The sequence below is a fragment of the Arenibacter sp. ARW7G5Y1 genome (genome assembly GCF_003201775.1).
Classification (GTDB): Bacteria; Bacteroidota; Bacteroidia; order Flavobacteriales; family Flavobacteriaceae; genus Arenibacter.
On sequence record NZ_QJJZ01000010.1, the window covers coordinates 123,348 to 149,539 of the forward strand.

General features: G+C 41.8%; 22 protein-coding genes. All 22 read right to left on the reverse strand.

The window, feature by feature from the left end; all coding sequences use genetic code 11:
- Positions 1-57 precede the first annotated feature (57 nt).
- Complete coding sequence (locus C7972_RS15150; RefSeq protein ID WP_110357022.1) at positions 58-642, reverse strand: bifunctional precorrin-2 dehydrogenase/sirohydrochlorin ferrochelatase; 585 nt, start codon at positions 640-642, stop codon at positions 58-60.
- A 364-nt stretch (positions 643-1,006) separates the two neighbouring features.
- Entirely contained in the window at positions 1,007-2,209 is a 1,203-nt protein-coding gene (locus tag C7972_RS15155) for a glutamate-5-semialdehyde dehydrogenase (RefSeq protein WP_110357023.1), read from the reverse strand.
- 24 nt (positions 2,210-2,233) lie between these two features.
- Positions 2,234-3,004 carry a glutamate 5-kinase gene (gene proB / locus C7972_RS15160; protein ID WP_110357024.1) on the reverse strand — a complete coding sequence of 257 codons (771 nt, stop codon included), beginning with the start codon at positions 3,002-3,004 and terminating at the stop codon, positions 2,234-2,236.
- A 3-nt stretch (positions 3,005-3,007) separates the two neighbouring features.
- The gene (gene proC, locus C7972_RS15165) at positions 3,008-3,814 is read right to left on the reverse strand and encodes a pyrroline-5-carboxylate reductase (RefSeq protein ID WP_110357025.1); all 807 of its coding nucleotides are present in this window, start codon (positions 3,812-3,814) and stop codon (positions 3,008-3,010) included.
- Positions 3,815-4,188: 374 nt separating this feature from the next.
- The gene (locus C7972_RS15170) at positions 4,189-4,746 is read right to left on the reverse strand and encodes a helix-turn-helix domain-containing protein (protein ID WP_110357026.1); all 558 of its coding nucleotides are present in this window, start codon (positions 4,744-4,746) and stop codon (positions 4,189-4,191) included.
- A 418-nt stretch (positions 4,747-5,164) separates the two neighbouring features.
- Positions 5,165-6,169: a metallophosphoesterase gene (locus tag C7972_RS15175; RefSeq protein WP_110357027.1), complete on the reverse strand. Its 1,005-nt coding sequence runs from the start codon at positions 6,167-6,169 to the stop codon at positions 5,165-5,167.
- 24 nt (positions 6,170-6,193) lie between these two features.
- A complete protein-coding gene (locus tag C7972_RS15180) occupies positions 6,194-7,468 on the reverse strand; it encodes an FAD-binding oxidoreductase (protein WP_110357028.1) in 1,275 nt (424 codons plus the stop codon).
- Between the two features lie 43 nt (positions 7,469-7,511).
- A complete protein-coding gene (locus C7972_RS15185; RefSeq protein ID WP_110357029.1) occupies positions 7,512-8,456 on the reverse strand; it encodes an alkaline phosphatase family protein in 945 nt (314 codons plus the stop codon).
- A gap of 71 nt (positions 8,457-8,527) precedes the next feature.
- Positions 8,528-9,772, reverse strand: a complete 1,245-nt coding sequence (locus C7972_RS15190; RefSeq protein WP_220020915.1) for an MFS transporter — start codon at positions 9,770-9,772, stop codon at positions 8,528-8,530.
- Positions 9,773-10,852, reverse strand: coding sequence for a zinc-binding dehydrogenase (locus C7972_RS15195; protein WP_110357030.1), 1,080 nt, complete (start codon positions 10,850-10,852; stop codon positions 9,773-9,775). It lies immediately after the preceding gene.
- Between the two features lie 169 nt (positions 10,853-11,021).
- Positions 11,022-12,284, reverse strand: a complete 1,263-nt coding sequence (locus C7972_RS15200) for an MFS transporter (RefSeq protein ID WP_110357031.1) — start codon at positions 12,282-12,284, stop codon at positions 11,022-11,024.
- Positions 12,285-12,492: 208 nt separating this feature from the next.
- Entirely contained in the window at positions 12,493-13,602 is a 1,110-nt protein-coding gene (locus tag C7972_RS15205; protein WP_110357032.1) for a 2-aminoethylphosphonate aminotransferase, read from the reverse strand.
- Positions 13,603-13,663: 61 nt separating this feature from the next.
- Positions 13,664-15,091, reverse strand: a complete 1,428-nt coding sequence (locus tag C7972_RS15210) for an aldehyde dehydrogenase family protein (protein ID WP_110357033.1) — start codon at positions 15,089-15,091, stop codon at positions 13,664-13,666.
- 18 nt (positions 15,092-15,109) lie between these two features.
- A complete protein-coding gene (gene phnA, locus C7972_RS15215; protein ID WP_110357034.1) occupies positions 15,110-16,327 on the reverse strand; it encodes a phosphonoacetate hydrolase in 1,218 nt (405 codons plus the stop codon).
- Between the two features lie 318 nt (positions 16,328-16,645).
- The gene (locus C7972_RS15220) at positions 16,646-17,956 is read right to left on the reverse strand and encodes a TRAP transporter large permease (protein ID WP_181422903.1); all 1,311 of its coding nucleotides are present in this window, start codon (positions 17,954-17,956) and stop codon (positions 16,646-16,648) included.
- Positions 17,946-18,434, reverse strand: a complete 489-nt coding sequence (locus tag C7972_RS15225) for a TRAP transporter small permease (RefSeq protein ID WP_110357035.1) — start codon at positions 18,432-18,434, stop codon at positions 17,946-17,948. Before C7972_RS15225 ends, C7972_RS15220 begins: the two co-directional genes overlap by 11 nt.
- On the reverse strand, positions 18,434-19,429 hold the full coding sequence (locus C7972_RS15230; protein ID WP_110357082.1) for a TRAP transporter substrate-binding protein: 996 nt from the start codon (positions 19,427-19,429) through the stop codon (positions 18,434-18,436). Before C7972_RS15230 ends, C7972_RS15225 begins: the two co-directional genes overlap by 1 nt.
- A 172-nt stretch (positions 19,430-19,601) precedes the next feature.
- Positions 19,602-20,795, reverse strand: coding sequence for a mannonate dehydratase (gene uxuA / locus C7972_RS15235; RefSeq protein WP_110357036.1), 1,194 nt, complete (start codon positions 20,793-20,795; stop codon positions 19,602-19,604).
- 219 nt (positions 20,796-21,014) lie between these two features.
- Complete coding sequence (locus C7972_RS15240; RefSeq protein WP_110357037.1) at positions 21,015-21,833, reverse strand: SDR family oxidoreductase; 819 nt, start codon at positions 21,831-21,833, stop codon at positions 21,015-21,017.
- Positions 21,834-22,001: 168 nt separating this feature from the next.
- Positions 22,002-23,378, reverse strand: a complete 1,377-nt coding sequence (locus C7972_RS15245; RefSeq protein ID WP_110357038.1) for a putative oxidoreductase C-terminal domain-containing protein — start codon at positions 23,376-23,378, stop codon at positions 22,002-22,004.
- 101 nt (positions 23,379-23,479) lie between these two features.
- A complete protein-coding gene (locus C7972_RS15250; RefSeq protein ID WP_110357039.1) occupies positions 23,480-24,856 on the reverse strand; it encodes a Gfo/Idh/MocA family protein in 1,377 nt (458 codons plus the stop codon).
- 70 nt (positions 24,857-24,926) lie between these two features.
- Positions 24,927-26,153 carry a PmoA family protein gene (locus tag C7972_RS15255; RefSeq protein WP_110357040.1) on the reverse strand — a complete coding sequence of 409 codons (1,227 nt, stop codon included), beginning with the start codon at positions 26,151-26,153 and terminating at the stop codon, positions 24,927-24,929.
- Positions 26,154-26,192: the final 39 nt, after the last annotated feature.

Below are 26,192 nucleotides of genomic sequence, written 5' to 3' on the forward strand. Positions count from 1 at the left end.
TATCTTTAGGCCGTCCTAAAAGAGACTACGATATATGGCCAGAACCCTTGTTTTAATCTACTTCTCTTTCTTGCTAACCAGACCTTTGGTAAACTCGTTCAAGGTCTCCACTTTTTCCTCAAAATCCCCTTTTATGGTTTTTCGGAATTCGTTTAGATTTTTAACCAGATCATCTATATTCTCCGGAATTACATCTTCAAAAAACTGTCTTAGGCGTTTTGCGGTAGTGGGCGATTTCCCATTGGTAGATATGGCCACCTTTACATTGCCCTTGGTAACGATACCTCCCATATAAAAATCGCAAAAAGGTGGATTATCGGCTACATTCACAAGTAAGTGCTTTTCCCTGCAGTCGTGATAAATCTGTTCGTTTACGGCCACTTTATCCGTTGTGGCAATAACCATATGACGACCTTCCAAATAACTCTTCCTATAGCTATCCTGCGTTATTTTTACCTGATACTTTTTGGCAAGTTCCAAGGTTGCATCCAAGAATTCGGGTGCCACCATTTCTACTTGGGCATTGGGGCTGGACTTAAGCATGAACGTTAGTTTTTCCAAACCAACATTGCCACCCCCCACTATTAAAATATTGAGCTGGGATACCTTTAAAAAAACAGGATATAATTCATTCCTTTCCATAATGACTCTTGTTTTGTTCCACTACACATACGCGTTACAACAATTGCCTTTCCTTAAAGGATATCACCATTTATCCAAAAAAAACAATCCATTCAAAGATAAGGCACAAAATGCTAGGCCCTCTTTCATTTTGGCTAGATTTTTTCCATACACCATCTCCTTTATGACAATTCTATGGAAAATGGTGCCCACCTTTTTATGGCCATGACAAAAAACACTACTTATAACGCCCTAGCCCCTAATAATAGCTAGGACTTGTTGTGATAAATAACTGTTTTCTAACCTATAGTGACCGTCCTTGTAAACCCGTAAAAACTTGCCTTTGGAACAGCACAGTTGCCCGTTCCTTTAAGGGCCTATGAAATTAAGACATTCTTACTTGCCCATCTCCGTATATGTAATACTTGTTGGTTACCAACTGCTCCAGTCCCAGCGGCCCCCTATGGTGCAGCTTGTCCGTACTGATTGCCAATTCGGCACCAACTCCCATTTGTCCACCATCCGTAAACCTGGTCGAGGCATTGTGGTATACTGCGGCAGTATCCACCTGATTCATGAATTCCATGGCCAGCTCCTTATTCTGGGTCATAATGGTCGCGGAATGCCCTCCGGAATAGTTATTTATCTTTTGTACCGCTGATTCCAAATCATCAACCGCTCCAATAACACATTTCATGGCGAGGAATTCTTCATACCAAATAGACTCGGTTTTAATGGTAGTATTTGCGGGTAGTACCTCGGCCACTTTCCTATCGACCACAACGGTGACCCCATGGTTATTCAGGATAGTATTGAGCTCTGTTAACTTGTTGTAATAGTCATCCATTTTAGTATGGATCAGGATTTTATCAAGGGCATTACAGGCCGATATCTTTTGGGTCTTTGCATTTAAGATTACCTCCATACTTTGTGCCCAATCCGCTTCCTTGTCCACAAAGAGAAAATTATTGCCTCTTCCACTGACCAGTACTGCGCATTTGGCATGTTCCTTTACAAAAGCTATTAAACGCTCCCCGCCCCGTGGAACGATCAGGTCTAACTTCTCGGAAGGATTCCTCAAAAACTCTTGGGTCTCTTCCCTGTTCATATGAAGTAATTGTATCCACTGCGTATCCAAACCATTTTCCTCTAGTGCCAGGTGCCAACATTTCTCCAAAATAACATTACTGTGAACCGCTTCCTTTCCTCCCTTCAACAAAATTTTATTATTGGCTTTGAAGGCCAAAACAGCGGCTTCTATGGTAACATCCGGCCTGGATTCGTAAATGATCATTATAGTCCCAAAAGGCGCCGTTTTATTTTCAATTTTCAAACCGTTTTCCAAGGCCTGTTCCGATTTTATTCTGCCCACTGGATCCTGCTGTTGTAGCACTTCTTGGATAGCCACAATCATTTCGTCCACCTTTTTATCATCCACAACAAGCCTATCGTACATAGCCCTGTCCCCTTTTTCGAAAAGTTTAAGGTCTTTCCGATTGGCGGCAATTATGCGGTTCCTATTGTTATCCAATATTCGCATCATGGATCTCAATACTTTATTTTTAATATCTGTATTTAACAATTTCATTCTTTCTATTTTAGCTTACTTATATTATGCGGAAATCTTGGTTCCCACACTCTTCCCTTCCACAATATCCAGTATAACCCGTTTTCTTTTGCCATTGGCAATATAAGTCGGGATATTCTTGGAGGCGGTCTGTTTGGCAATATTCAACTTGGAGCCCATTCCACCTCTCCCTTCAGCTTCACCTTTATCTATGGTCTTTATATACTTTTCAACATTCTGGTCCACGCTCACATTCTTTATTACCTCAGTATCTTTATCATCAGGATGTCCTGTAAATAATCCATCCGTGTCCGTAAGGATAATCAATTTATCGGCTTTGGTAAGTTCTGCTACTAGACTTGCCAACTCGTCATTGTCCGAAAACATGGATTTGGTCAAGGAAACAGCATCATCCTCATTGGCAATTGGCACCACACCCTCTGACAAAAGGCCTTCATAGCAATTGATCATATTATCCCTGTGGTTTCCAGGGTTAAAGTCCCTTTTGGTTGCCAACACTTGGGCGCATTTCATTCCATAATCCTGAAATATATTGTAGTAATGCCGCATCATTCTTGGTTGTCCTATAGCCGAATACACCTGTCTCCTTGTGGCCTTATCCGTAATATGGCTCTCTCCCATCACTTCCATACCGGCAATAACCGATCCCGACGAAACCAAAACCGACATTATATTCCGTTCATACAATTCCGCTATCTGTTGTACCAGGTGATCAAGAACAGGTTTTACGATCCTATTGTCCTTATTGGTCATTACATTGGTACCTACTTTAATAACTACTCTTTGTTTATACATATTCTATTTATCTTGTCCCAATTCAACAGCGCGATTAAAAGCAGAGTACGCGGCCTCCTTAATAAGCTCCTTAACGTTATTATCGTCCATGGAATCCAATGCCGCCCTTGTTGTACCCCCTTTGGATGCCACCCTTTCCATCCATGAATTGGGGGAAAGATCGGATTGATTGAACAAATCCACGGCACCTTCAAAGGTCTGGCTAACCAACATTTTACTGTCATTACCAGAAAAGCCCATTTTTAAAGCTGCTTCCATCATACTTTGCATAAAATAAAAAACATAGGCCGGGCCGCTACCCGAAATACCTGTGGAAGCATCTATGAATTTTTCCGAGCTTACCAAAATCGATTTCCCTGTTGTATCCAATAAATTTTCTATGGTCAATAATTCTATTCTTGACACCTCCTTGGAAGCCGTATATGAGGTGACCCCTTTCCCTATCTGAGCAGGTAAATTTGGCATAGCCCGGACTATTTTTTGAAGCCCCAATTGGTCTTGAATGGACTTTATAGTGACTCCGGCCATAATTGAAATAACGATTTGCCCCTCATTGACCAAGTGTGTCATCTTCTTAAATAAGTCCCCGCTATGGTACGGTTTAACGGCAATAAAAATTAGATCGGCCTTGGGCACACATCCCTCCAAATTTTCATGTACTTCAAAATGTGCAATCTTTTTTAAGGACAAGGTCTTTTCCTGGGAACTGTCCAAGATCATTAAATTTTTTTTCTTTAATAATTTTGATTTTGACATGGACTCCGCGTAGGTCAATCCCATATTCCCTGCCCCAATTACTAATACTTTCATGTATTGTTTTTAAGTTTATACTTTAATTTACAACCCTATTCGCACAAGAACCGTGCGATATGCCCATTGCCATTATAGAGTTTATCTGTAGACCTCACCTTAGAATAGAAAAAACTTATACTAAAGCCCTACCCCTTGCTATGACAGGATTTGGGATTTTAATGAAATAATAGAAAATTATAGGATTTGGCCCATTGCCAAAAGAGGAACCTGACAAAATAGTGTCAAATTGGATAAATAAGTTGCAATCCCTACTCAAAATTGATATAAGTAAAGGCCATCACCTACTGGCCACTGTATTCTGGTTGTAAAATAAGAAAGTAGGATTGAGGTCAGGACCTGTCCAGGAGCATCTAGCCTGCCAGCAATACCCTTTAATGCAGGAAGTAAATTTTCAACATGGTAGCCTGTTCATTGAACTCATTGGATACACCATGGGGTATAGAGCCATCAAAATATAGAAGATCCCCTTTTTCCAAAAGCACCTTGTCTTTTTTGAGCAAATAGTTCACCTTGCCTCCAAGTACATAGATCAGTTCATTGGCATTGGTGGAAATTGGCTTTCTATACGCTCCGGCTGCAACACTAACAATATATACCCTTATACTGCTATCCGAAGAGGAACTGGACAACAGGTGCGTATACTCAAGGTTAACGGAATCTTCCCGGTCTTCCTTGGTCCCCGTTCCATTTTTGATTACTATATAATCCCCGGTAACATTAGAGGAAAGGTCCAGCTCGGACAAATCTATACTCAGGGTCTGCATTATTTTTAAAAGCACTGGGAGGGACGGAGTGGTCCTTAAATTTTCAATTTTAGAAATAAGCCCAGCACTAACACCAGTCCTTTTTGCTACTTGTTGAAGGGTCAAGTCCCTTTTTTGACGGGCCAATTTCAATTGTCGCCCTATATTGATAAGAATGTCATCCATTTAGCTACTATTGGTCATGTGTTGCAAAGGCTTGCTGCACAGACATTATTACAGCAAAAATAGACATTTATTTTAATTGAAATAAACTATAACCTCAGTATGGTTTAAATGAAGCTTTATACTTAGGCAATCGATTGGATAAATTGCTATTTAAAAGACTCCCATATATATAAAAGGTATTAAACCTCAGGGCAGGCCTGCCTTTGTCGGCAGACAGGCCTGTCTGTCCATAAAGGCAGGTCCTGAACCCAATAATAGGAATCGACCCTATGGTCGAGGTATTGAACCTAGATCCCGCCGATTAAGGCGGGATTAGTTCAACTTGCAATTTTAAGTGCGTCTTACTGACTTCTCAAAATTGAGTTTCACTAATAAAATGGGTAAATATACGTTCTCCTTAAAAGACCGTGCTTTACCATTACCCTTTCTGATTAAAATCTACCGTTCTATCGCTGATGGACGCAGAAAGCCTAGGGGCATCGGGATGATTCTTTTCGGAAGGGGTGGGATGCACAAACTGACTTTGCCTCCCTTCAATTGAAATTTGACCGGAGGGATCCAAAGTTAAAAATGCAAATATGGAATCCTTGTACATGGCCCTACTGCCGTCGGAGCCATAACCCTCCCCCACATAAAAATAGGAAGCGCTGTTCATTTGAAAATAATGCACCTTGTTTATAAAACTGTGATCATCCACATGATGGTGCCCACAGAAACAAGCTATTACTTTTTGATAGTCCGTTCTATTGTTGGCATCATCAATAACCTTTCTAACTGCAAACCTGCTGGGAGAGGACCACCCATCCCAAATCTCATCAAAAGCCTGATGGGAAAAAATTATTGTCTGTTTATCCGTTTTTTCCAAATCCTCTTTTAACCATTCTATTTGTTCAGGGTTGACCAAACTTCTATTTTGTTGTTCTATATAAAAATTGGCATTGCCGTAATCCTCGTAGTTCCCTTCCTTCTTAATAAAATTTCCATCCATAACCACAAAGTGAAAGTCGCCCTTATCAAAGGAATAGTAGTTCTTCTCCATCCCAAAAAAATCCATGGCATCTTTCTTGGTAACCTTGTCCATATCATGGTTTCCCAACACATGATATTTTTCCCCCTTGTAGGTGTTCCAAAGATCCATACACTCTTGGGCTTCTTCCGTTGCATAGCAAAAATCCCCACCTTGAATTATAAAGTCCAATTCGCGGGAAGAAGCTTCCTTTATAAAAACCTCCAATCGCTCCAAGGCATCTGAACAATAGCCATGGTGGATATCGGTTATAAAACCTATATTGACCTTCTTTTTTTTGGTCATTTCCAATTTTGGTACGAAGGCATAAGCCCCAATATTACCTAACCCAAAGGCCAAGGTTCCCATGCCCATCTTGACCATAAACCTACGACGTCCCCTTTCTTTATTTTGCATGTTGTTCTATCTTAATTACTTAACTTAACCACTTACTTTGTTAGATCTCGAAGATGCGCATTTGTTGAGCCATTCTTCACTAAAGGGATCTATATCTCCAAACCGCGAAATTTCAAACGCTGAGAAATCCAAAGGATTGGGTCTCCCCGATGCCATTTCGGCAATTCCAAGCCCTACCCCACCGGCAACAGAAATTCCTGCACCACAACATCCTGAGGCCACCAGGAAACCCTTGGTTCCTGGGACATCTCCCAAAACCAATTGGGAGTCTGGAGTATAGCCCGAAAATCCTGCCACGTAATATTTGATCCCCATATCATAAATAGCAGGAAAGAAACGTGCGAGTCGCTCTCCATTTTCAAAAAGATCCTCCATGCCTTCATCGGCACTAAAAACGAAATCGGAAATATCCCTGGGCACATCTTTTGGGGAAGCAACCAACGATTTCCCCTCGCGTATCCCAAACAGCAGCCCCCCTCCTTCAGGTCGGGCATAGGCCTGGGCGTCCGGTAACAGGACCATGGGCGAATTTGCGGGAAATATATCGGCCCGTTCCGTTATCCAATACTGACTTCGTACCGGGGCCATGGGAAGTCCCACCCCCATTTCCTTCGCGAGCAAGGGCGCCCAAACACCCGCTGCATCCACAACGGTTTCTGCCATTATTACAGCTTCCGAAGTCTTTACCCCTTTTACTGTTCCCCCATCATGAATAAGTCCAATGACTTCAACACCCAAACGAATTTTAGCCCCTCTATTTTTGGCACACCTGGCAAAGAAAGTCCCCAACATATAGGGATCACAATAGGCCTCATTGGGAACAAATCCAATTTTCAAAGCCTCGTCCACCTTCAGCCAAGGGGTTTTATTTTGGGCCTCCTCTTTGGTTAGATAGTAGGCTTCCTGGTTGTATTCCTTGGCGATTTCCATAAGTTTCGCCAAATCCCTCACCTTGGCCTCACTGGCTGCCACATGCATCATACCTACCTCCTTAAAGTCCAATGTCTCCCCCAACTCTACTTCCATATCTTTGGCTACCTTAAAGGTCTCTATGGTAAGCGGAATATAGGCACGCTTGGAACGCACCATGGTCATTAAGGCAGCTGCCCTACTGGTTGCCGCATTATTCAATTCATTGCGCTCCAAGAGCACTACTTGTTTTTCTGGATTATTTTTGGTGTAATAATAGGCAATGGCACAACCGAATATCCCTCCTCCAATTATCACTAAATCGAACTTTTCAACGGACCTACCCTTCATTAAACTTCTGTATTTCAAATAATTATCTAAAGCCATCATAAGGCACCCTGCCTTAAAAGATTAGAATGTGCATTTGTATTCCCTATGGTTCCTGGGTTTCGAAAATGGACATGGGCACTTCCCCGGTCCATGAAAGCGGAACATTGCCACAACCAAAAAGATAAGCTATGGTAGTGGCCGTATTAACGGAATTATTGGGTTCCTTTAAAGATTGTCCTTTTTTTATTCCAGGTCCCGTTATGGCCCAAGGCACTTCCAATTCTTGCGGGGTGATTCCCCCATGACCTTTTTCGGGCACTCCTCCGTGATCCGTAAAAAACATAAAATGTGTATCCTCGTATAGTCCTTCTTCCTTTAGTCTATTTATAAACTCTCCAATTTGCACATCCACTTCTTCAATGGAAGTAATATATTCCGGGGACATCCAACCATGATTATGGCCCGCATGATCTGTATGCACGGAGTAAAGAAAAACCATGGTAGGGTCCGACTTGTTATTGACGATAAAATCGAATGCCTTTCCATAATTATTTTGATATTCATCATTCTCCTCAAAACTTAATTCATCTATATAGCGCGGGTTGAACGAATTGATCAATTCGGCCCAATTGTAAAAGAAAGCTGTCTTTACATCTGGAACTCCTTCCTTCAAAATTTTGAAAATAGAAGGATAATACCCCTCCTCATCGGTCTCTATGGCCGGCAGGGTCACTTTCTGCAATTCCCAACTGTTACTCAATACTCCATGTTGTTCAGGGCCGCTTCCAGTAAGATGGGAAGTCCAATTGGGCAGGGTCACCGAAGGCATCACATTTCTGGTGGTCAAGGACAGCACCCCATCTGCCATAAGCGCATCCAAATTTGGGTGTTTTGCCGTTTTATAGCCATCCACACTTATACCGTCCAGGCCTATGGCGACAACACGCTTCGTCTGAACCCTATTTTCCGGGGCTTTTTTGGCCGTATCACAACTGCCCAATAACCAAATTAAACTCCAATAAACGATCAAATTCCGTTTCCTAATCATATTTTATAGTATTTAATTTAAGTTGATAATTATACATTGCTACACGGATATAGGCGGTTACAATTTTAATATCAGCGCCTCACAAATAAGATTATCAGAGCACTAAAAAAACACATTACCGCAGTTACCACAAAAACTATGTTTTGCTCTCCGGTAACATCTATCATATATCCTATAAAGGGCTCACCGGCCCCTGCAAAGGCATAGGCAAAAGTGTTCATAACCCCTACACCTGTTCCCGACCTTTTAATTCCCAACAAATCCGGACTCAGGGGCCAATAACAGGATTGTGGGCCATATACTAAAAAACCGGCCGAAAACATCAGCACCAAGCCCCCAAGTAAATTATCTTTCGGCACCAGATAAACCATTAAAATGACCAGACCTGCCAACCCCATTGATAGCGCTATAGGTTTGGATCTATTGGAATTAAAGACCCTATCCGATAATTGTCCAAAAAAAATAGTCCCCAAGGCCATCCCCACTGGAAGGGCCAACGCAATCCACAAATTGGTGTTTTCATTTAATTTTGTGCCCAAATAATAAAGAGGTACCCAGACCAGAAGCCCGTATCTTGCCATATTTTGAAAACCGATAGAGATACATGCCAATATGAATTTGTTGTTGCAAAGAACCTTTTGGTAACGTTCCAAAGAACTTTCATTTTCTTTGGGCAAAACCAGTGGCATGTCATCCTCCACGGGTTTAAAACCAGCATCTTCCGGTTTATCGCGAACCACGAAATAAAAAACACCACAGCCCAAAAGAAGTAACAATACCGGTAATCTAAAAAGCCACCGCCAATCCACTTCATACGTGTCCAACATTATTATGGACAACAAATAAATGAGTACCGAGGAGCAACCAGCTGCAAACACATAAAAACCAAAAGCTTTTCCTCTTTCCTTCCCTCCCCACCAATTAGCTACCATGCGGCTCCCTGGAGCCCAGCCCAATGATTGTGAAAAACCATTCAAGGCCCAGAATACTACGATCATCCAATAGGCAGTTGCAAAACTTGTGGCCCAGTTCATTAGTACTGAAAGTAAGCCCCCTATCACCATCATCCGGCGTGCACCAAACTTATCGGCCAAATTACCGTTAATAAATTGTCCTATTCCATAAGCCCAAAGCATGGCGGCACCGGCCCAGCCAATATATTGTTTTGCCACATTGAATTCTAGGGATATACCCTGGATTGCCCACCCGAAATTCTGTCTACCGGTATAGTAAAATAGGTAGCAGAACATAACTGCAAATAACATTTTCCATTGGTACCTTCGGAAATTTTGATTTGTATTTTCTATGGGATTCATTTATGCTTTTGGTTTTACCGAGACCCTAAACCAACGTTGTTTTTTTGCCTCTAATACGGCCTCCTCTATACTTTCTAAGTCAAAGGGCGGACTCACAAGTTCATCAAAAGGGAAGTTCCTATGATTTCGTTCCAAAAAGTGAATAGCTTCTTCCAAATGCCATGGTGCATAATTGTGAATACCCTTTACGGCGAGACATTTTCTAATAATTTGTTCGGCCGTGACCTTCAATTCGGAATCCGGATGTACCAAGCCTACCAGGATGTATTGCCCACCTGGTCTTAATAGACTTATTCCCTGGGGAATCAATTCCTTAACTCCGGCAACCTCAAAAATGGCGTCCGCCCCATCTCCAAGCCTGTCCAATAAAAATGACGTCGCCTTATGCATATCCCGTCCATCCACAGGGTGGGCTCCAAATTTTCCTATTATTTCAAATCGATTCAAATTGATATCCAAACAATATATCTCGTCAACGCCCTTTTCCTTTAGAAGTGCACAGGCATAGACCCCTAATAGCCCCCCACCCTGCACTACTACTTTTTTAGGCATATTTTTTAATTGGGACACGGCATTTACCATTGTTGCAAGAGCGCAATTGGCAGGCGCGGCCATAGGGTTATCGACGACCTCCGGAACCTTCACCAAATGTGTACCCCGTCTAATATGGATGATGTTGGAATAACAGCCATTTAAGCCACTACCCTTGTTAATGGATGCGTGGCCATACTTAAAAAGTTCATGGCATTTTTCGGGGAGTCCATAATCGGTACATGCAGCACATTTCCCGCAACTATCTGCAATGGACCATGTTACCCGATCTCCTACGGCAAACCCAGGGCGGTCTTTAATTTCAACAATTTCCCCAACTGCCTCATGACCTAGTATACAGGGAACATCTTCCCTTCTTTTTCCTTCAATGGTATGCAGGTCGGATCCACAAATGGTAGCCAAAACAATTTTCACCAAAGCTTCGCCCTCGTTCAACTCAATTGCCAGTTGTTTTTGTTCAAAGCCAAAAGGTTTCCCCGTTCCGTGAAAAACTTGAAATTTGGAATTAAAAAGTTTAGCCTTTAACATAATAAGAAACAAATTTGACACCTAAAAATAGGAACCTTTGGTGTCCTTCAAGTACTAAATAATTACCTATACATTAACATTGGGTGCCATAAGCGCTGGCAATAAATAAAACCGCATTATCAATATTACCTACTGATTCCCAAAATATTGAAACGTAGCATATCCGTATCTAATCCGAACTTTGCTGATTCCACTTTAAAGCTGCCAATCCCCCACCAATGAACGACATGATAACAAAAAAGTAGAATAGACTGTTCCAACCGTAATATTCATTGATGGCTACCACAATAAAACCGGAGAACATCTGTCCCACAGACCCCATTCCATTGATGATACCAGCAGCCATTGCAGCACCCTTGGTACCCCCAACATCCATAGAACCAGCCGTACAGATCAGGGAATCCGGTCCGTAGGTCGCTATCCCTATTAGGGCAATACTGATAACGGTCGCTATTTTCCCATAAGGAACCATATACGGATGGGCAAGGCAGGCAAGCCCTAAGCCAATCATCATAAGGGATACGGTACTAAACCTATTGGAGTTAAAAATTTTATCCGAACTATAGCCTGCTAAAATAACCCCAAAAAAACCAATCAATTCGTATACCGAAGACATATAACCAGCATCGCTGACCCCATATTGCAAGGCTTTTTCCAAATAAACGGGCAACCAAAAAAGAAAGGCATATCTGGTCATCTTTAGGATCATATAGCAACTGGAATATATCCAGAGGGAACTATTCCTTAACAACACGCCCAAAATCTTCAGTTTCTCTACCTTGGCCCCCCCTTCAAATTCGTACTTATTTTCAACTATTTTGGGTAGGCCAACATCCTCTGGGTTGTTTCTGGTAAACAAAAGGTATAAAAAGGCAATAACAAAGAGTATCAGGGAAGGGAAAATAAACCCCCTTTTCCAACCCAGTTCCGAAAGGAACTCCATATCAAAAGCCGCATAGGTGGCAAAGATAGTAGCCAGAAAGCCCCCTGTAACATAGCATGTAGACCACCAGGACATTACTATACCACGCTCGGTCCGCCTGAACCAAGGGGTCATATTCTTTATCAAACCACTCCAGCCAGTAGATTGTCCATAGCCATTAAGCGCTATAAGAAAAACAATTACCCCTGCAGAAAATGTCATGCCAAGAAACAAGTTACCAATGGCGGCTAGAAACAATCCAACCGTGACCACTTTCCTAGGCCCAAATGTATCGGACAGGTATCCATTAACAAATTGCCCAATGGTGTATATTAAACTGTAAACAAAAATAATAGAAGCATAGTCCGAGTTGTCCAGCCCCAAATCCTGTTCCATGGAACTCCAGGTAACCGATAAATTTTTCCTGCCAAAATAAAACCCCGCATAGGCGAGCCAAGTAAGAACAAATATTCTTTTCCTCCAATATTTCTGATCTGTGGTTAAACTCATGGTTGGTTGTGGTTCTTTAATTCAACTTAAAATTCAGAAAACTATGTCTAAAAAATTATATAGTTGATATATACCACCTATGTCTTAAAACAGTTGGTGGTACTTAAATTACAGCATGTGACAGTTATTCTATTGTTAATATACTCAGATCAAATAACAAATAGCAGCTATGCATATTAATGCAAAGACTACCAATTATTACAAATCATTATTCCAAAAAACCTATTTGAATAAGATATTCCTCCAATACTTTTAGAAAGTCCTCCATATCCCTATAATCTATCTGCCCTATATTGGATATCCTAAAGGTATCATAATTATTCACCTTACCCGGATATATGGTAAACCCTCTTTCGAAGAAAAAATCGTGCATCTCATCAAAATCATATCTATCATTCTTAGGTTCAATGATGGAAGTTATTATTTTGGAGTGGTGTTCCCGGTCTATCAAATATTCCAATCCCATTTTACCTATTCCGCTGAGGAGAGTTTCCCAAGATTTGGCATATCTGGCATAACGTTTTTCAATAGTTTCCTCCTTGGTTTCCAAAATGGCCTGTTTTAAGGCATAAAAGGTTTGTACAGGAGGGGTAAATCGTGTTTGGTGGGTCTTTTCAAAATAGGCATACTGCGCATATAAATTTAAATACAGGTTCCTCATGGGAATGAACTCTGTTGCCAACAGGGCTTTTTTATTGCATATAGCAAAGCCAATTCCTGCCATTCCCTGTATATTCTTATTGGAGCTAGCTGCCAAATAATCAATGTTCATAGCTTTCATGTCTACCGGAATAGCAGCAAAACCACTCATGGAATCCACTATAAAACCAATACCGTAATTGGCGCATAATTTCCCAACAGCTGTAATGTCATTCAAGAGTCCTGTTGTGGTCTCATGATGTATCATAGCCAAATGTGTCAATCCCTTTTCAGCCTTAACAACCTCCTCCAGCGCCTTTAAATCTATAGGGACTATGGATGAAGATTCAAAAACAACCATATCCATCTTATATATTTTGGCAATCTGGCACATACGTTTGCCATAGGCTCCATTATCTATTATAAGAATACGGCCATTGTCCGGGACTACGGAACTCAATATGGCCTCAACCGTGGCCGTTCCGGAACCTCCGAACAAAACAGTGGCATAATCCTTTGGATCTCCCACAAATTTGGTTATCTCAGTAGCACAGTATTCCATAAGATCCCCAAACTCCTTTTCCCTTGGACAAATATCGGTAACTACCTGGGCCAATTTTACGGAATCGGTGGTAGTTGCCGGACCAGGATTGAGCAACACATTTCTTTTTATTTGCATTTGGTATTTTTCTATTAAAATATTAGAGTTACTTCAATTGATTTAAATTTAGGATACCTCCTTAGGCAATGTCCCATGGCAGGGAATAGGTCTTGACATAGGTATATCCTTTCATGGTCTCAATAACACCTTCCTTATACCCCAAGCCGGAATCCTTCACACCTCCAAAGGGTGTCCATTCCAAGCGGTAACTCGGTGCCTCGTTTACATTTACGGTACCTGTATCCAATTCGGTAATAACCCTTTGAATGGAAGGCCAATGATTGCTCACCACACCGCCGGAAAGGCCATAAGGCGTATCATTGGCAATGTCTATGGCCTCATCCAAAGTTTTGAACCTAATTATAGGTGCTACGGGCCCGAAGGTCTCCTTGGCCACTACTTCGTGGGCATTCTGTACATGGTCCAAAACCGTTGGGGCATAAAGGGCACCATCGCGTTTATGACCGGCCAATAGCACTGCTCCATTATCAATGGCATTCTGGACTCTAAATTCCATCTCCTTGGCGGATTCTTCGGTAATAACCGTCCCCATATCATTTTCGGCATCATAGGGGTCCCCGTATTTCAAGGCCTTGACCCTGGCCGTTAATTTAGCGGCATAAGCATCCGCTATGCTTTCGTGAACCAAGATCCTTCTAATAGCGGTACAACGCTGAGCCGAATTTTTAAAGGTTCCGGACATGGTCACTTCCACTGCCTCTTCTATGTCGGCATCTTCCAGAACCAATAAGGCGGAACTACCTCCCAGCTCCAAAACCAATTTTTTATACCCCGCCTTGGAGGCAATAATTTTTCCTACCCTACTACCACCGGTAAAGGAAACCATGGTTATTTCCGGATGTATGGTCATCATTTCCGCTGTTGCCTGCACGTCTGCTCCATTGATGACATTCAACATATTGGGTGGCAGGCCACAGTCTAAGGCCAATTGTGCAAAATAATAGGCAGATAGAGGGGTTTTTTCAGACGGTTTCAAGACCACCGTATTGTTGGTGGCGATGGCCGGAGCAATTTTATGCACCACCTGGTTCATAGGATGGTTAAAAGGCGTTATACAACTAATAAGCCCCAGGGGAACACGCGTGGTATAGATCCTTCTTGGTTTGCCATTTTTGGAAACATCACAGGGAAATACCTGGGAGTCATCATCCAAAGCCTTCATGGCCGAAAATCGCAGTACATCGGAAACCCTACTGGCTTCATAACGTGTATCCTTTAAACAAAGTCCGGTCTCATCGGTAATCATTTTACTCACCTCATCGACCCGTTCCTCCAATGCATTTGCAATCTTGTTCAGTATGTCGTACCGTTCATAACGGGTAAGGTTAATTTTGGTATTCTTCGTATCCGTCAATACCTTGTCCAAGGTTTTTGTATCCAAGGACGCCACCCTACCAACCTGCTTTTTGGTGTATGGATTATAAATATCTATCCATTCGCCACTTGTAACCTGTTTTCCATTGATTATACTTCCAAATTCGATCATAGTTGTGTTTTAAATAGTTTAGTTGGAGAATCCATTGCTCAAGAAGTGGAACAAATCGAAGTTCCTACTAGTACCTGATGCCAATTTATCACTGTATTCCGCGTTCAGTTTTTTATTGAATATCATGGGCACTACTTGACAGTGCTCTCCTCCATGTGAACGCAGACCTTCCTTCACCTTATCCAATTCATGCCAATCCGGGGTCCTACCAATGGTAGTGGCCGAATCTGCCAATACCACCAAATCCCCGATTCTATCACCTGGAAGTTCATATTCCTCAACGGCCTGGGCGTTGGTAAGTACCTTTTCTATTCCGTCCAAGGAAAGCAAATAGTCCTTGGCCGCTTGTAATTGGGATTTATCCTCCAAATACAGCGTACCATAACCTCCTAGGGCCCCGTGGTGCACTACATAAGGATCCGTGATGGGCAGGATTACCCTTGATCTTATATCTTGGGCATCCAAAAGCTGTTCTATAAACTGCACCTTTGGACTGCCATCCGGATTGGTCTTGGCCTGCATACCATGATCGGCGGTTACCCCGATAATGGCACCCAACTTGTCCAATTCCCCCAACCAAAGATCTATTTTGGATAAGAAATCGTTCGCATCCGCACTTCCTGGAGCATATTTATGTTGCACAAAATCGGTTGTTGTCAAATACATCACATCAAAATGTTCCCGTTTCAAAAGTTTGGCCCCAGCTTCAATGCAATAAACCGAAATATAGGGATCATAGATACCTGGTCTTTCCTTGCCCATCAATCCTTGCTCCACGTTTTCAATACCGTTTTCCTCCAAAGTGGCCTGATTGGCAAATTCTGCCGAAAAGCAGATACCCTCCAAATTGTGGGCCAGCATTTTTCGCAACTTATCCTTGGCTGTAACCACGGCCACCTTTCTTCCGTTTTTACTTAACTCTGATAAAATAGTGGGAACCTTTAGATACTTTGGGTCGTTCATCATTACCTCTTCCTGAAGTTCGGTATCCCAATAAAAATTGCCACAAATTCCGTTCACCTTTGGAGTAACCCCAGTAACGATGGCCATATTGTTCGGATTTGTAAAGGATGGTATCACACTTTTTACCATTCCCATAGAACCTTCCTTTATAAACCTTTGTAAATTGGGCATTACCTCCTTGGCTGCTTCATAATAAGGATAAGATGTTCCATCCATACATATTCCAATAATGGTCTGCTTTTGCTCAGGGTAATTTCTGTCGTTAATCTTCATGTCTTAAAATATCTTTGAGTTTCTCACTAATTTTGCACTAAAGTACAAAATTTTTACTAATAGGATAATTTTAGTTACAAAAAATGAATGTCATTTTGCCAAGTACAGGAGGAGTATAATTATGAAACAAAAATCAGCCTAATATCCTTGGAATTATTCGATCTAAGATTATTTTATTGTTAGCTAAACACTAAATTCTTTAAATCAACAATCCGATCTTTCATTAAAAGAAGGATGGTCCTGGACCAATTAGACATAAAAAAATCCCTATTTCATTTTGGAAATAAGGATTTGAAAAATTCAAAATACCGTTAAACCTTAGTCGATCAACCCAAAAACCCTTGGCAACCATAAAGAGAGCTCCGGCACATAGGTCAGGATCAATAATACGGCGGTCATTGCCGCCAATAAGGGCAATAAGGGCTTGATCACTTTTGTGACCGGAACTTTGGCAACACCGCTACCAACAAACAGGAGCGTCCCTACGGGAGGGGTACATACGCCTATACATAAGTTGAGAACGATTACCATTCCAAACTGTACAGGGTGCATCCCCAATGCCATAACCACAGGCAAAAATATAGGGGTGAAAATTAATACTGCCGGGGTCATATCCATAAAGGTACCCACAACCAGAAGGGTAATATTTATAAACAATAGTACCAACAAGGGATTCTTAACAGATTCCAGAAGGAAGCCCGTAAGCGATTGCGGAATGGATTCAAAAGAGAACAACCAGGACATGGCCATGGAGGTAGAAATCAAGAACATAACAATAGCGGTTGTTTTGGCACTGCGGAGAAGGATTGGCCTGAAATCGGCAAACTTCAGCTCCTTATTCACAAATCCGAGCAAAACAGCATACACCACGGCAATGGCCGCCGCTTCGGTGGCGGTAAAAATTCCTGCCACAATTCCACCAACTACAATAACCAACAAGGTTAAACTCAAAATGGCATTCTTAAAATCATGGAACAACTTTTTAAAACTTACCCTTTCTTCCTTGGGCAATCCCTTTTTTCTAGCATAAAAATAGACCATTAACATAATGGCAAGGCCTACCAAAATACCAGGTATATATCCTGCAATAAAGAGGGCAGCCACCGATGCCGTGCCTCCACTGGCCAGGGCGAAAATTATTAATACGTTACTGGGCGGTATCAATAGACCGGTGGTTGAGGAACTAATGTTTACGGCAGCACTAAATTCCCTAGGGTAACCATCATTAGCCATTTTTTCCGTAAGTGTACTTCCAATGGCCGATGCTGCTGCAATGGCGGAACCTGAAATGGCCCCGAACAACATAGCGGAGATTATATTAACATAGGCCAGGCCCCCGGGCAAACTGCCAATAAGTGATTTGGCAAAATCTATCAAGCGGTTTGCAATACCACCACGGTTCATTATTTCCCCGGCCAATATAAAGAAGGGAATGGCCAATAAGGCAAAATTATCTATACCTGTCGTCATTCTTTGACTTACCGTAGTGGTAGCAGGCATATACGCTATATTGATCAGAAGGGTAATCGTTGTAGAGATACCAATAGCATAAGCAACAGGCACCCCATAGGCCAACAAGCCCATAAAACTAATAAACAATACTAGGATACTTATGGTTTCAATACTCATTGTTATTGGCGTTAAAGGTTATTTTAATGTGATAAACGGAAAAGAAAATGATTATTAGGCCACAAATAGGTACTATAGCGTAAACATAGCCAAGCGGCACCAATAATGCAGGGGACAACTGGCCCAACTTTAAGGTGGTATATACCAAATTACCTCCACCAATAACCATAATGACCAAGGCAAAAATAGCCATCACAACCTGAATTATCCTATGTCTCCTTTTTTGTTTGTCTGCCGGAAGTTTGGACAATAAAAAGTCCATGGACAGATGTCCTTCCTTTTGTCCATTGATATAGGCAGCACCCAAAACCGTTAACCAGATCAATGAAAACCTGGCAAACTCCTCCGTGAACGAGCTTGACTGTCCCACCACATATCGGGAAACCACCTGCCAAACCACATCGAGCACCAATAAACTAAAAATTAGAACCAGCAACCCTTCTATGGCCTTATTCAATATTCTGTACGTCGTATGCATTATTGATTGTTAATTTGGTCGATTATTTTTTTCATTTTTGGATCCTCCATCAACTCCTCTAAAATAGATTTGGTTTTTTCTACGAAGGGACTTTTATCTGGATGATAGATTTGTACATTGGCCTTTTCCAAAATTTCCATGCCTTCCTCTACGGTTTCCTGCCAATATATTTTTTGTTTTTTTACGCTGTCATCTGCCGCATCTTGTAACCAACCCTTTTCTATATCGCTCAAAGTATCCCAAAACTTGGTGCCTACTACCACAACATCCGGAACCATACTGTGCTGATCTAGGGTATAAAATTTACAGACTTCGTAGTGATTGGAGGTTACAAATGAAGGAACATTGTTCTCCGCACCATCTACCACTCGTTGCTGTAATGCGGTATAAAGCTCACCATAGGCCATAGGGGTAGCAGAGCCACCTAGGCCGTTTACCATGTTCACGGCCATTTGGTCGTTCATTACCCTAATCTTCTTGCCCTTTAAATCCTCCGGAGTCTTAATAAATCCATCCAAGGTATAGAAACTTCTACTTCCCGCATCATAAAAACAGAGGCCACGGAGCAAATATTCGCTGCCCCCTTCCAATAGTTCCTTGCCTATAGGTCCTTCCAATACCCTGAACATATGATCGCTGTCCTTAAATAAATAAGGAACACCCAAAACCCTATATTCCGGAGAAAAGCTGGACATAGAGGCGGCACTTACCTTGGTCATGGCAACACTACCTATCTGCAATAATTCCAAGACCTCCCTTTCCGTACCCAACTGTCCATCGGGAAATATCTTGATCTGCAACTTTCCACCCGATTTTTCCTGTAGAGCCTCTTGCATGGCCAATATACCCTTATGGACCGGATGGGTTATTGGCAGGGAATGGGCAAAGAACAAGGTCTTGTGGTCTGTAATATCCGAGCAAGAATAAAAGCTTAAACATGCCAAGACACCAATCGTAATAATTAATTTTCCCAAAAGGGGTTTATAAACCTGCATATACATTTTTTTACTTGGTCGTTAACGTTAACGCTATTTATCTTTAGATTTGATTTCCAAAGCTTAAAAATACTCTATTTTTTAAATTTTACAACAACTCGGCACAATATTAGCAATTTACCTGCGTCTTCATCAACAATTACATCCATATTTTACAAATTTACCAATCTAGTTAGAGCAGCATTTCCCTAATACCCTTTTCCAGGCCATAGAGTTCGGACATCCCAATAGCCCTTCCAATTAGTGAATACCCTGAGTAAAATTCGTCTTTCCTTTTTTTGTCATCCAACAAAACGTGTCCGTGATCTGGCCTAATAGGAATGGCCACCTCTCCAACACCACTTTCATGTCTCCTCCACTGCTCTTTAACAATCTCCAGCATTAGCTTGGGCATAGGTATGGATCCATCCAAATGGGCAGCTTCGTAAAATTTACCGTCGTCTTCCCTTGAAACATTTCTTAAATGTAAAAAATGAATATGTGGCCCAAAATCCCTTATAATTTTAAGAAGGTCGTTGGAGCTTACCGCACCCAAAGACCCCGAACAGAACGTTAATCCATTACTTGGCGATGGAATGCAATCCAGAATATATTTTAAATCCCCATAGGTGGAGGCAATACGGGGAATACCAAAAACAGGGAATGGCGGATCATCCGGATGCAGTGCCATTTTTAGACCCAGCTTTTCGGCCTCTGGAACGACCGCTTTTAAAAAATAAGCCAAATTTTCCCTGAGCACGGGCTTTTCTATCCTACTTACCTCCTCCAAAGTGGACCTGAAATCCGAAAGGGGAATGGCCTCTTTAGAACCCGGCATACCAGCCAAGACGGCACTTTTTAACCGCTCCCGCCCATGCTTATCCAGGGTATTGTAATAGTGTTTGGCCTTTTCAATCATTGCCTCTCCATAGACTTCTGCCGCCCTCTCCCTTTCTAGGATGAACAAATCAAAAGCGGCAATGGCAACAGGGTCGTATAACAAACTAATGGCCCCGGTGGGAAGCTCAAAATTTAAATTGGTACGGGTCCAATCTATCAACTGCATAAAATTATAGCAGACCACCTTAATGTTGTTTTCTGCCAAATTCTTAAGGGTCTGAATATAATTTTGGATATAGACATCCCTTTCCGGCATACCGTATTTGATAGCCTTGTGTATATTGACACTTTCTACCACGGACCATTCCAAGCCATTGGCCTCAATTTCCCGTTGGACCCCCCTTATAACTTCAGAGGACCAAACTTCACCAATAGGCACAGCGTGGCATGCCGTAACAACACCCTCCACCCCTAGTTCCTTTATATCTCCTAAGGACACTCCAAAGTTAGGCCCGAACCACCTAAGCGTTCTCTTTAAATGTTTCAATAATAAGCGATATTAATAAGTTATTACTTGGTAATGATGTGGACTAACCTAAAGTGATTGGATTACCCTTAACATAACAACCATAATTCTCACAGCAATTCCCCCACATGTCCATATTACCCCTTAACCTCTTTAGGGAATCTTATGACAAACTCTCTGACCAGGCCAATTTTATCAGCCGTTGAAGTATTATATTGTAATGCTATGAAATTTCAAAAATTATACCCCAGAGAAGGAACTAAAACCTCCGTCAATATCATAAATGGTGCCTGTAACAAAAGATGAAGCGTCACTCAAGAGATAATGTACCATTCCGTTAAGTTCAGAGGCATCTCCAAAACGACCCATAGGTGTATTGGTAATAATTTTCTCTCCCCTATCCGTGAAGGATCCGTCTTCATTGGTCAAAAGTCTTCTATTCTGATTTCCAATGAAAAACCCAGGTGCAATGGCATTCACTCTTATCTTATCACTAAATTTTGAGGCCAGCTCATGGGCCATCCACTTGGTGAAAATATCCACTCCCGCCTTGGCCATGGAATAGCCCAACACTCGTGAAATGGTTTGTTTGGCTGCCATGGAAGATATATTTACTATAGATCCAAAGCCTTGCTTTGCCATAATTTCACTTAAAACTATGGTTGGAATTACGGTCCCGAACAAATTTATATCCACCACTTTTTGAGTATCTCCAAGCTCAATATCGTAAATGGTCTGATCTGGTTTTAATGTAGCCCCGGGAATGTTTCCTCCTGCCAGATTTACCAGCCCGTCCAACCGCTTAAACTTGGTGATTATAGTGTTCTTCAACTCGGTCAATTGCCTTTCATCCATCACATCCAGAACGAACAAATGGGCACTATTGGCTGTAATAGCATTTAACTCTTTGCATTTCTCCTCCAACTTATCCAAAGATCTGCCCAATAACAACACCTTGGCCCCATTTTCCACAAGATACTCGGCAATGGAACCTCCCAAGGTTCCGGTTGCACCAGATAAGGCATATATTTTATTTTCTATCGAAAAAAGTTTACTCATCAATTTAAATTTTATTATTCTACTTCAGCTAGACCCAAAGATAATACAAGGAAACAATAATGGACATAATAAAAAGGATTTGCCCTAAACCGACAATCGCAGAGGTTAGCACTGATTAAAAAATCCGCATTAGTATAACCATAAAATGAAGCCAAATACACTTTGGTCTTAATTTTTAGCCATTTTATAGCCTTCAATGGTGGTGTAATATTTGGTAATCATATTGGGTATCTCCCAGTTTGGCAATTTACCCTCGTCCAAATACCGTAAATAATTTTGGGTCACTTGGGCAAAGTGTGCCTCATGACCAATCTTAAACTCGTCTGGGATAATAATTTTCCAAATATTCGCTGACACTTTCTCAGCTTCGGTACCGGGAAATTTAGGGCCTATGGAGTGCTCCAGGGCATCTGTTATTAGCTTGTCAAAATTGGCCTCTCCTTTGGACTGAACATACAAGGTTGGCTTATAACTTTCTTCCTTACCCTGTTTAATAATGAGGTCGCTTTTGGTACCCCGCATTATGCTGTAATGGGTATCCCCGGTACCTTCGGGAGCCTCATAATTCCAGATTACGGAAACCTTGGCGTACTTTCCCTTAATCTTGTAAATCATTTCGCCATTGCAATACACCTTAAGTTTGTCACCATCCATATCTTTTTTAAGATAATCGGGAAAACTATCCAATCCGGTCACTCTTGTAAATTCATCCAACGTAAGCACAGTTGGCCAACGCCTGGCCTGAACCATTTCTATATCTGTACGATCTATAATCTGATCCGGAAAAAGTTCCCATTGCACCAAATCCACCAAGTGGGTGGTTACATCCACAATTCCCTCACCCTCTTCATTTACATCAAAAAACCACGCCGGTCTTACCAATGGCTGGCCAGAAACATACTTGAAAAAGTGATGAACACTCTCTTTAATAATAGCCGGTTCCTCAGGACTTCCTTCCAACACTTGGCCAAACACCTCCGGTAACATGGAAAACTGTCTTTGCATACCGGTAGTAACCTCAAAACGCTCTGTCATTATATCGTAGATCATCACCCCTTTTTCCTCGGCAATTTTAAAAGCTTCTTCCAGTTTCTGGAACCCTTCCGGATTAATCACCAATGGCTTATCCGCATAAACGTTCAACCCAGCTTTTACAGCGGCCAAAATATAGTCTATCTTCTTGGAATTTTTCCCGGCCACCACCATAACGTTACCAGGTTTTTTGGCAATCATCCTTTCCAAATAATCTTCCCCAAAATAACTATTCACCTTCCAATGGGTAGGGTTTTCCGATCTTGAATTATAGGATTCTATTTTACTTAAAAAATCGTTTACCTCTGGCCCCTCGGGCGCAAAAACGTAAATGGTGGAATCTACCGCATTATACATTGTTTTTTGGACCAAAGCAGCATGAAAATGCCCTGGATCCAAAGTCATTAAACTTACTTTGTCCGGAGTACTATTGGCAATTGGATTCACTTCTTCTTTTTTTTGACCACAACTAAGAAACAATACCAAAAGAAAGGTCGATATACTATACTTCATTTATTGGTTTTTTTGCGAATAATGACAAACCCCTCCTTAGTTCAAATTATTATGACCAAAAGAGGGATTATTTTTTCATTATTCAATATACAACATGTTTATTATATCTTAACATAGTCCGTACCATAAGGCTTTCTCTGTACCCTGTGCAACATAGCGTTGGCCTCATCGTCATTGATAAACATCTCCTTCTCGTTGTCCCATTCCAATTTTCTATCAAATTGCATGGCAATGTCACTGATCAAACAAGTTACACAGGCCTTGTGTCCTTTTTCAATAGGTGAAATAGGTGCCTTACGTGTTTTAATGCAGTCCAACCAATTCCCGTGCTGATCATCTATCTTCTCCAAATGGGTCTCGTTCTCACCGATAACCGATTCCAAAATCTTGGGATCGGAAGCATTTAGGGCTTTACTACTCTTTTCTTGATCTACAGGGTCGGAAGCCGAAGCCGTATAAGCACCTCGGGATACAAAGATCCAACCATCGGTACCTTCATAACGTATTCCGTTGGTATAACCACCACTGGTATAGACCGTAATTCCATTGTCGTATTCGTGTTTCACAAAGAAATCCCCATGTACATTCCACAGACCCGATTTAGGGAATTCCGCCAAAGCCTCTACTGATTTTGGCCCTGATAGTTCCGTGTCCATTCCCCATGCCGCTGAATCATAATGGTGTTGTCCCCAACCTGTGATCATCCCTGCACCGTAGCTTCTTAAGCGAAGCCAACCCGGCCTGCTATAACCCTGTTGCGGGTGCACACCAATTTCGGTATAAGGCACCTCTGGGGTCGACCCCAACCACATATCAAAATTTAAATTTTTAGGTACCGGCATGGCAGGTGCTTCCGGTCCTGCAGGATCTCCGGGAAGTCCGACCTTAACCGTATGTATTTTTCCTATGCGGCCATTTCTGACCAGCTCGGCAGCCACCCGAAATTGGGGCATGGCTCTTTGCTGTGTTCCAACTTGAAGTATAACACCCGTTTTTTGTACGGCCTCACGCAACTGTTGTCCTTCCCTCACGGTTAAGGATGTAGGTTTTTGCAGATAAATATCCTTTCCTGCCAATGCTGCCTCCATTGCAGGCTGGGAGTGCCAATGGTCGGGTGTACTGATAACCACAGCATCTATATCCTTATTGAGTAACATTTCCCTATAGTCATCGTAGATTTTGGTATCCATGTATTTTTCCTTCCCCGTTTTCTCCTTGTAGAACTTATCTACCAAAACCTTGGCATCGGCAGCCCTATTGGAATCCAGATCACATACGGCGATGTAACGGGATTGGTCAAATCTGATGGTATCGCGAATATCATGGTCACGGGCAATTCGACCACAACCAATTTGCCCTATATTAATCTTATTGCTCGGTGCGTTCTTTCCAAATACACTTGCTGGAACTATAGTTGGAAAGCCAACTACGGCCGCAGTGGTCAATAAGGAGTTATTAATGAATTTTCTTCTTTGCATTTTTTTTGATTTTAATTTAATTCACAAATTATTTGGTTAAAAACTTGGGTGTTTTCCCCTGTTCCCATATTTAATTCTTAACAATTTTGGGCATCTCCGCAAAACTCTTCCAATAGGATTCCGCTTCCTCAGCTGTAAGTTTACCATCAAAAACCACCATCCTATATTTTAATCGATAGTCCTTATTGGGCTCTATTTTCCATTCCTCGTGACGAATAGGACAGAATTCAAAAAACATATCCCCCCTGCCCCCATTTCCATCAATAGGCCATATACGCATTGGCTCTGGGTGGGACCTATTTTCCGGATAACTTAAAAACAGTACACCATTGGTTCCCTTGCCGTTGGAGGATTCCCCAGTGACCATACACCAGCGGGCGTTGGTGCCATCTGCGGTGAGACGATCGTTGCCTTCCGAGGTAAGCACTGTACAATTATCCTTATGCCAACGCTCGGTAAACCTCATCCCTAACCCCCCTCCATAGCGATAGGCTTCAAAAAGAATACCATTCTCCAAAGGGGAAGTAAAACTAGTAGTGTAATCTACCATATACCTATCCGGGCGATCCAAGTCCCACACCTTCACGTCCAAATCTTCGTTCAAGGCTATTCGATTATCCTCGGTAGCTTGTAGGTTAATATGTTCTTGACGGGCATTGAAGCCCCCATATACATCTCCGGAATAAGTATCATTAAAAGCCTTAAAAAGTACGGTACCTTGGCGCTCCACCAAATTCCAGAAGTCCACCCTCTCCCCTTCAATCCGGGTATGTGTCCAAGGACCCCATATGCCATAATGATGGTAATGATCAGGAGGTTGAATACGGCTTAGCGTATCTCCCGATGGAGTAAGCATAGGATGGAGGTATCCGGATTTCCGAAAGATGGAATCCACACCTTCTGGAGGGTAGGTCATTCCATACCTATAGGTGAGCAAGGGAACGGAACCCTTTGACAATTGGAGGTTTCCATTTCTTTTATCCACATTAACCCCTTCTATACCATGGCCCTTAGCCTCTTCCTTTACTATTTCATAAGAACTGGTATTGTTAGGCGTATGAACAAACCATAGTCTTTTCCGATCATTATCAATCTGAAAAGGTATCTGTTTACCATTATTCATCAATACCAAATTACTTTGGCCGTCCATTCCTCCCAACCCCAAAGTATCCATTTTTAAAGATACTGGGGAGGCTTGTAAAATGCCATCCTTCTCCGCTATTCTAAACCTATATGATTCATTGTGGTTACATGACTGTATCAGCAATAAAACATAAACAAGAAATACATACTTCATTTAAAACAGGTTTAAAGGATGGAATTTACAAAAAACAAA

Bases quoted from the DNA above. Each gene is read 5' to 3' on its own strand.
- C7972_RS15170 (WP_110357026.1), bottom strand. From the start codon at position 4,746: ATGGATGACATTCTTATCAATATAGGGCGACAATTGAAATTGGCCCGT.
- C7972_RS15245 (WP_110357038.1), bottom strand. From the start codon at position 23,378: ATGAAGTATAGTATATCGACCTTTCTTTTGGTATTGTTTCTTAGTTGT.
- C7972_RS15150 (WP_110357022.1), bottom strand. From the start codon at position 642: ATGGAAAGGAATGAATTATATCCTGTTTTTTTAAAGGTATCCCAGCTC.
- C7972_RS15255 (WP_110357040.1), bottom strand. From the start codon at position 26,153: ATGAAGTATGTATTTCTTGTTTATGTTTTATTGCTGATACAGTCATGT.
- phnA (WP_110357034.1), bottom strand. From the start codon at position 16,327: ATGAAGATTAACGACAGAAATTACCCTGAGCAAAAGCAGACCATTATT.
- C7972_RS15185 (WP_110357029.1), bottom strand. From the start codon at position 8,456: ATGATTAGGAAACGGAATTTGATCGTTTATTGGAGTTTAATTTGGTTA.
- C7972_RS15155 (WP_110357023.1), bottom strand. From the start codon at position 2,209: ATGAAATTGTTAAATACAGATATTAAAAATAAAGTATTGAGATCCATG.
- C7972_RS15200 (WP_110357031.1), bottom strand. From the start codon at position 12,284: ATGAGTTTAACCACAGATCAGAAATATTGGAGGAAAAGAATATTTGTT.
- proB (WP_110357024.1), bottom strand. From the start codon at position 3,004: ATGTATAAACAAAGAGTAGTTATTAAAGTAGGTACCAATGTAATGACC.
- C7972_RS15190 (WP_220020915.1), bottom strand. From the start codon at position 9,772: ATGAATCCCATAGAAAATACAAATCAAAATTTCCGAAGGTACCAATGG.
- C7972_RS15195 (WP_110357030.1), bottom strand. From the start codon at position 10,852: ATGTTAAAGGCTAAACTTTTTAATTCCAAATTTCAAGTTTTTCACGGA.
- C7972_RS15210 (WP_110357033.1), bottom strand. From the start codon at position 15,091: ATGATCGAATTTGGAAGTATAATCAATGGAAAACAGGTTACAAGTGGC.
- C7972_RS15250 (WP_110357039.1), bottom strand. From the start codon at position 24,856: ATGCAAAGAAGAAAATTCATTAATAACTCCTTATTGACCACTGCGGCC.
- C7972_RS15175 (WP_110357027.1), bottom strand. From the start codon at position 6,169: ATGCAAAATAAAGAAAGGGGACGTCGTAGGTTTATGGTCAAGATGGGC.
- C7972_RS15220 (WP_181422903.1), bottom strand. From the start codon at position 17,956: ATGAGTATTGAAACCATAAGTATCCTAGTATTGTTTATTAGTTTTATG.
- C7972_RS15180 (WP_110357028.1), bottom strand. From the start codon at position 7,468: ATGATGGCTTTAGATAATTATTTGAAATACAGAAGTTTAATGAAGGGT.
- C7972_RS15240 (WP_110357037.1), bottom strand. From the start codon at position 21,833: ATGAGTAAACTTTTTTCGATAGAAAATAAAATATATGCCTTATCTGGT.
- C7972_RS15205 (WP_110357032.1), bottom strand. From the start codon at position 13,602: ATGCAAATAAAAAGAAATGTGTTGCTCAATCCTGGTCCGGCAACTACC.
- C7972_RS15230 (WP_110357082.1), bottom strand. From the start codon at position 19,429: ATGCAGGTTTATAAACCCCTTTTGGGAAAATTAATTATTACGATTGGT.
- C7972_RS15225 (WP_110357035.1), bottom strand. From the start codon at position 18,434: ATGCATACGACGTACAGAATATTGAATAAGGCCATAGAAGGGTTGCTG.
- proC (WP_110357025.1), bottom strand. From the start codon at position 3,814: ATGAAAGTATTAGTAATTGGGGCAGGGAATATGGGATTGACCTACGCG.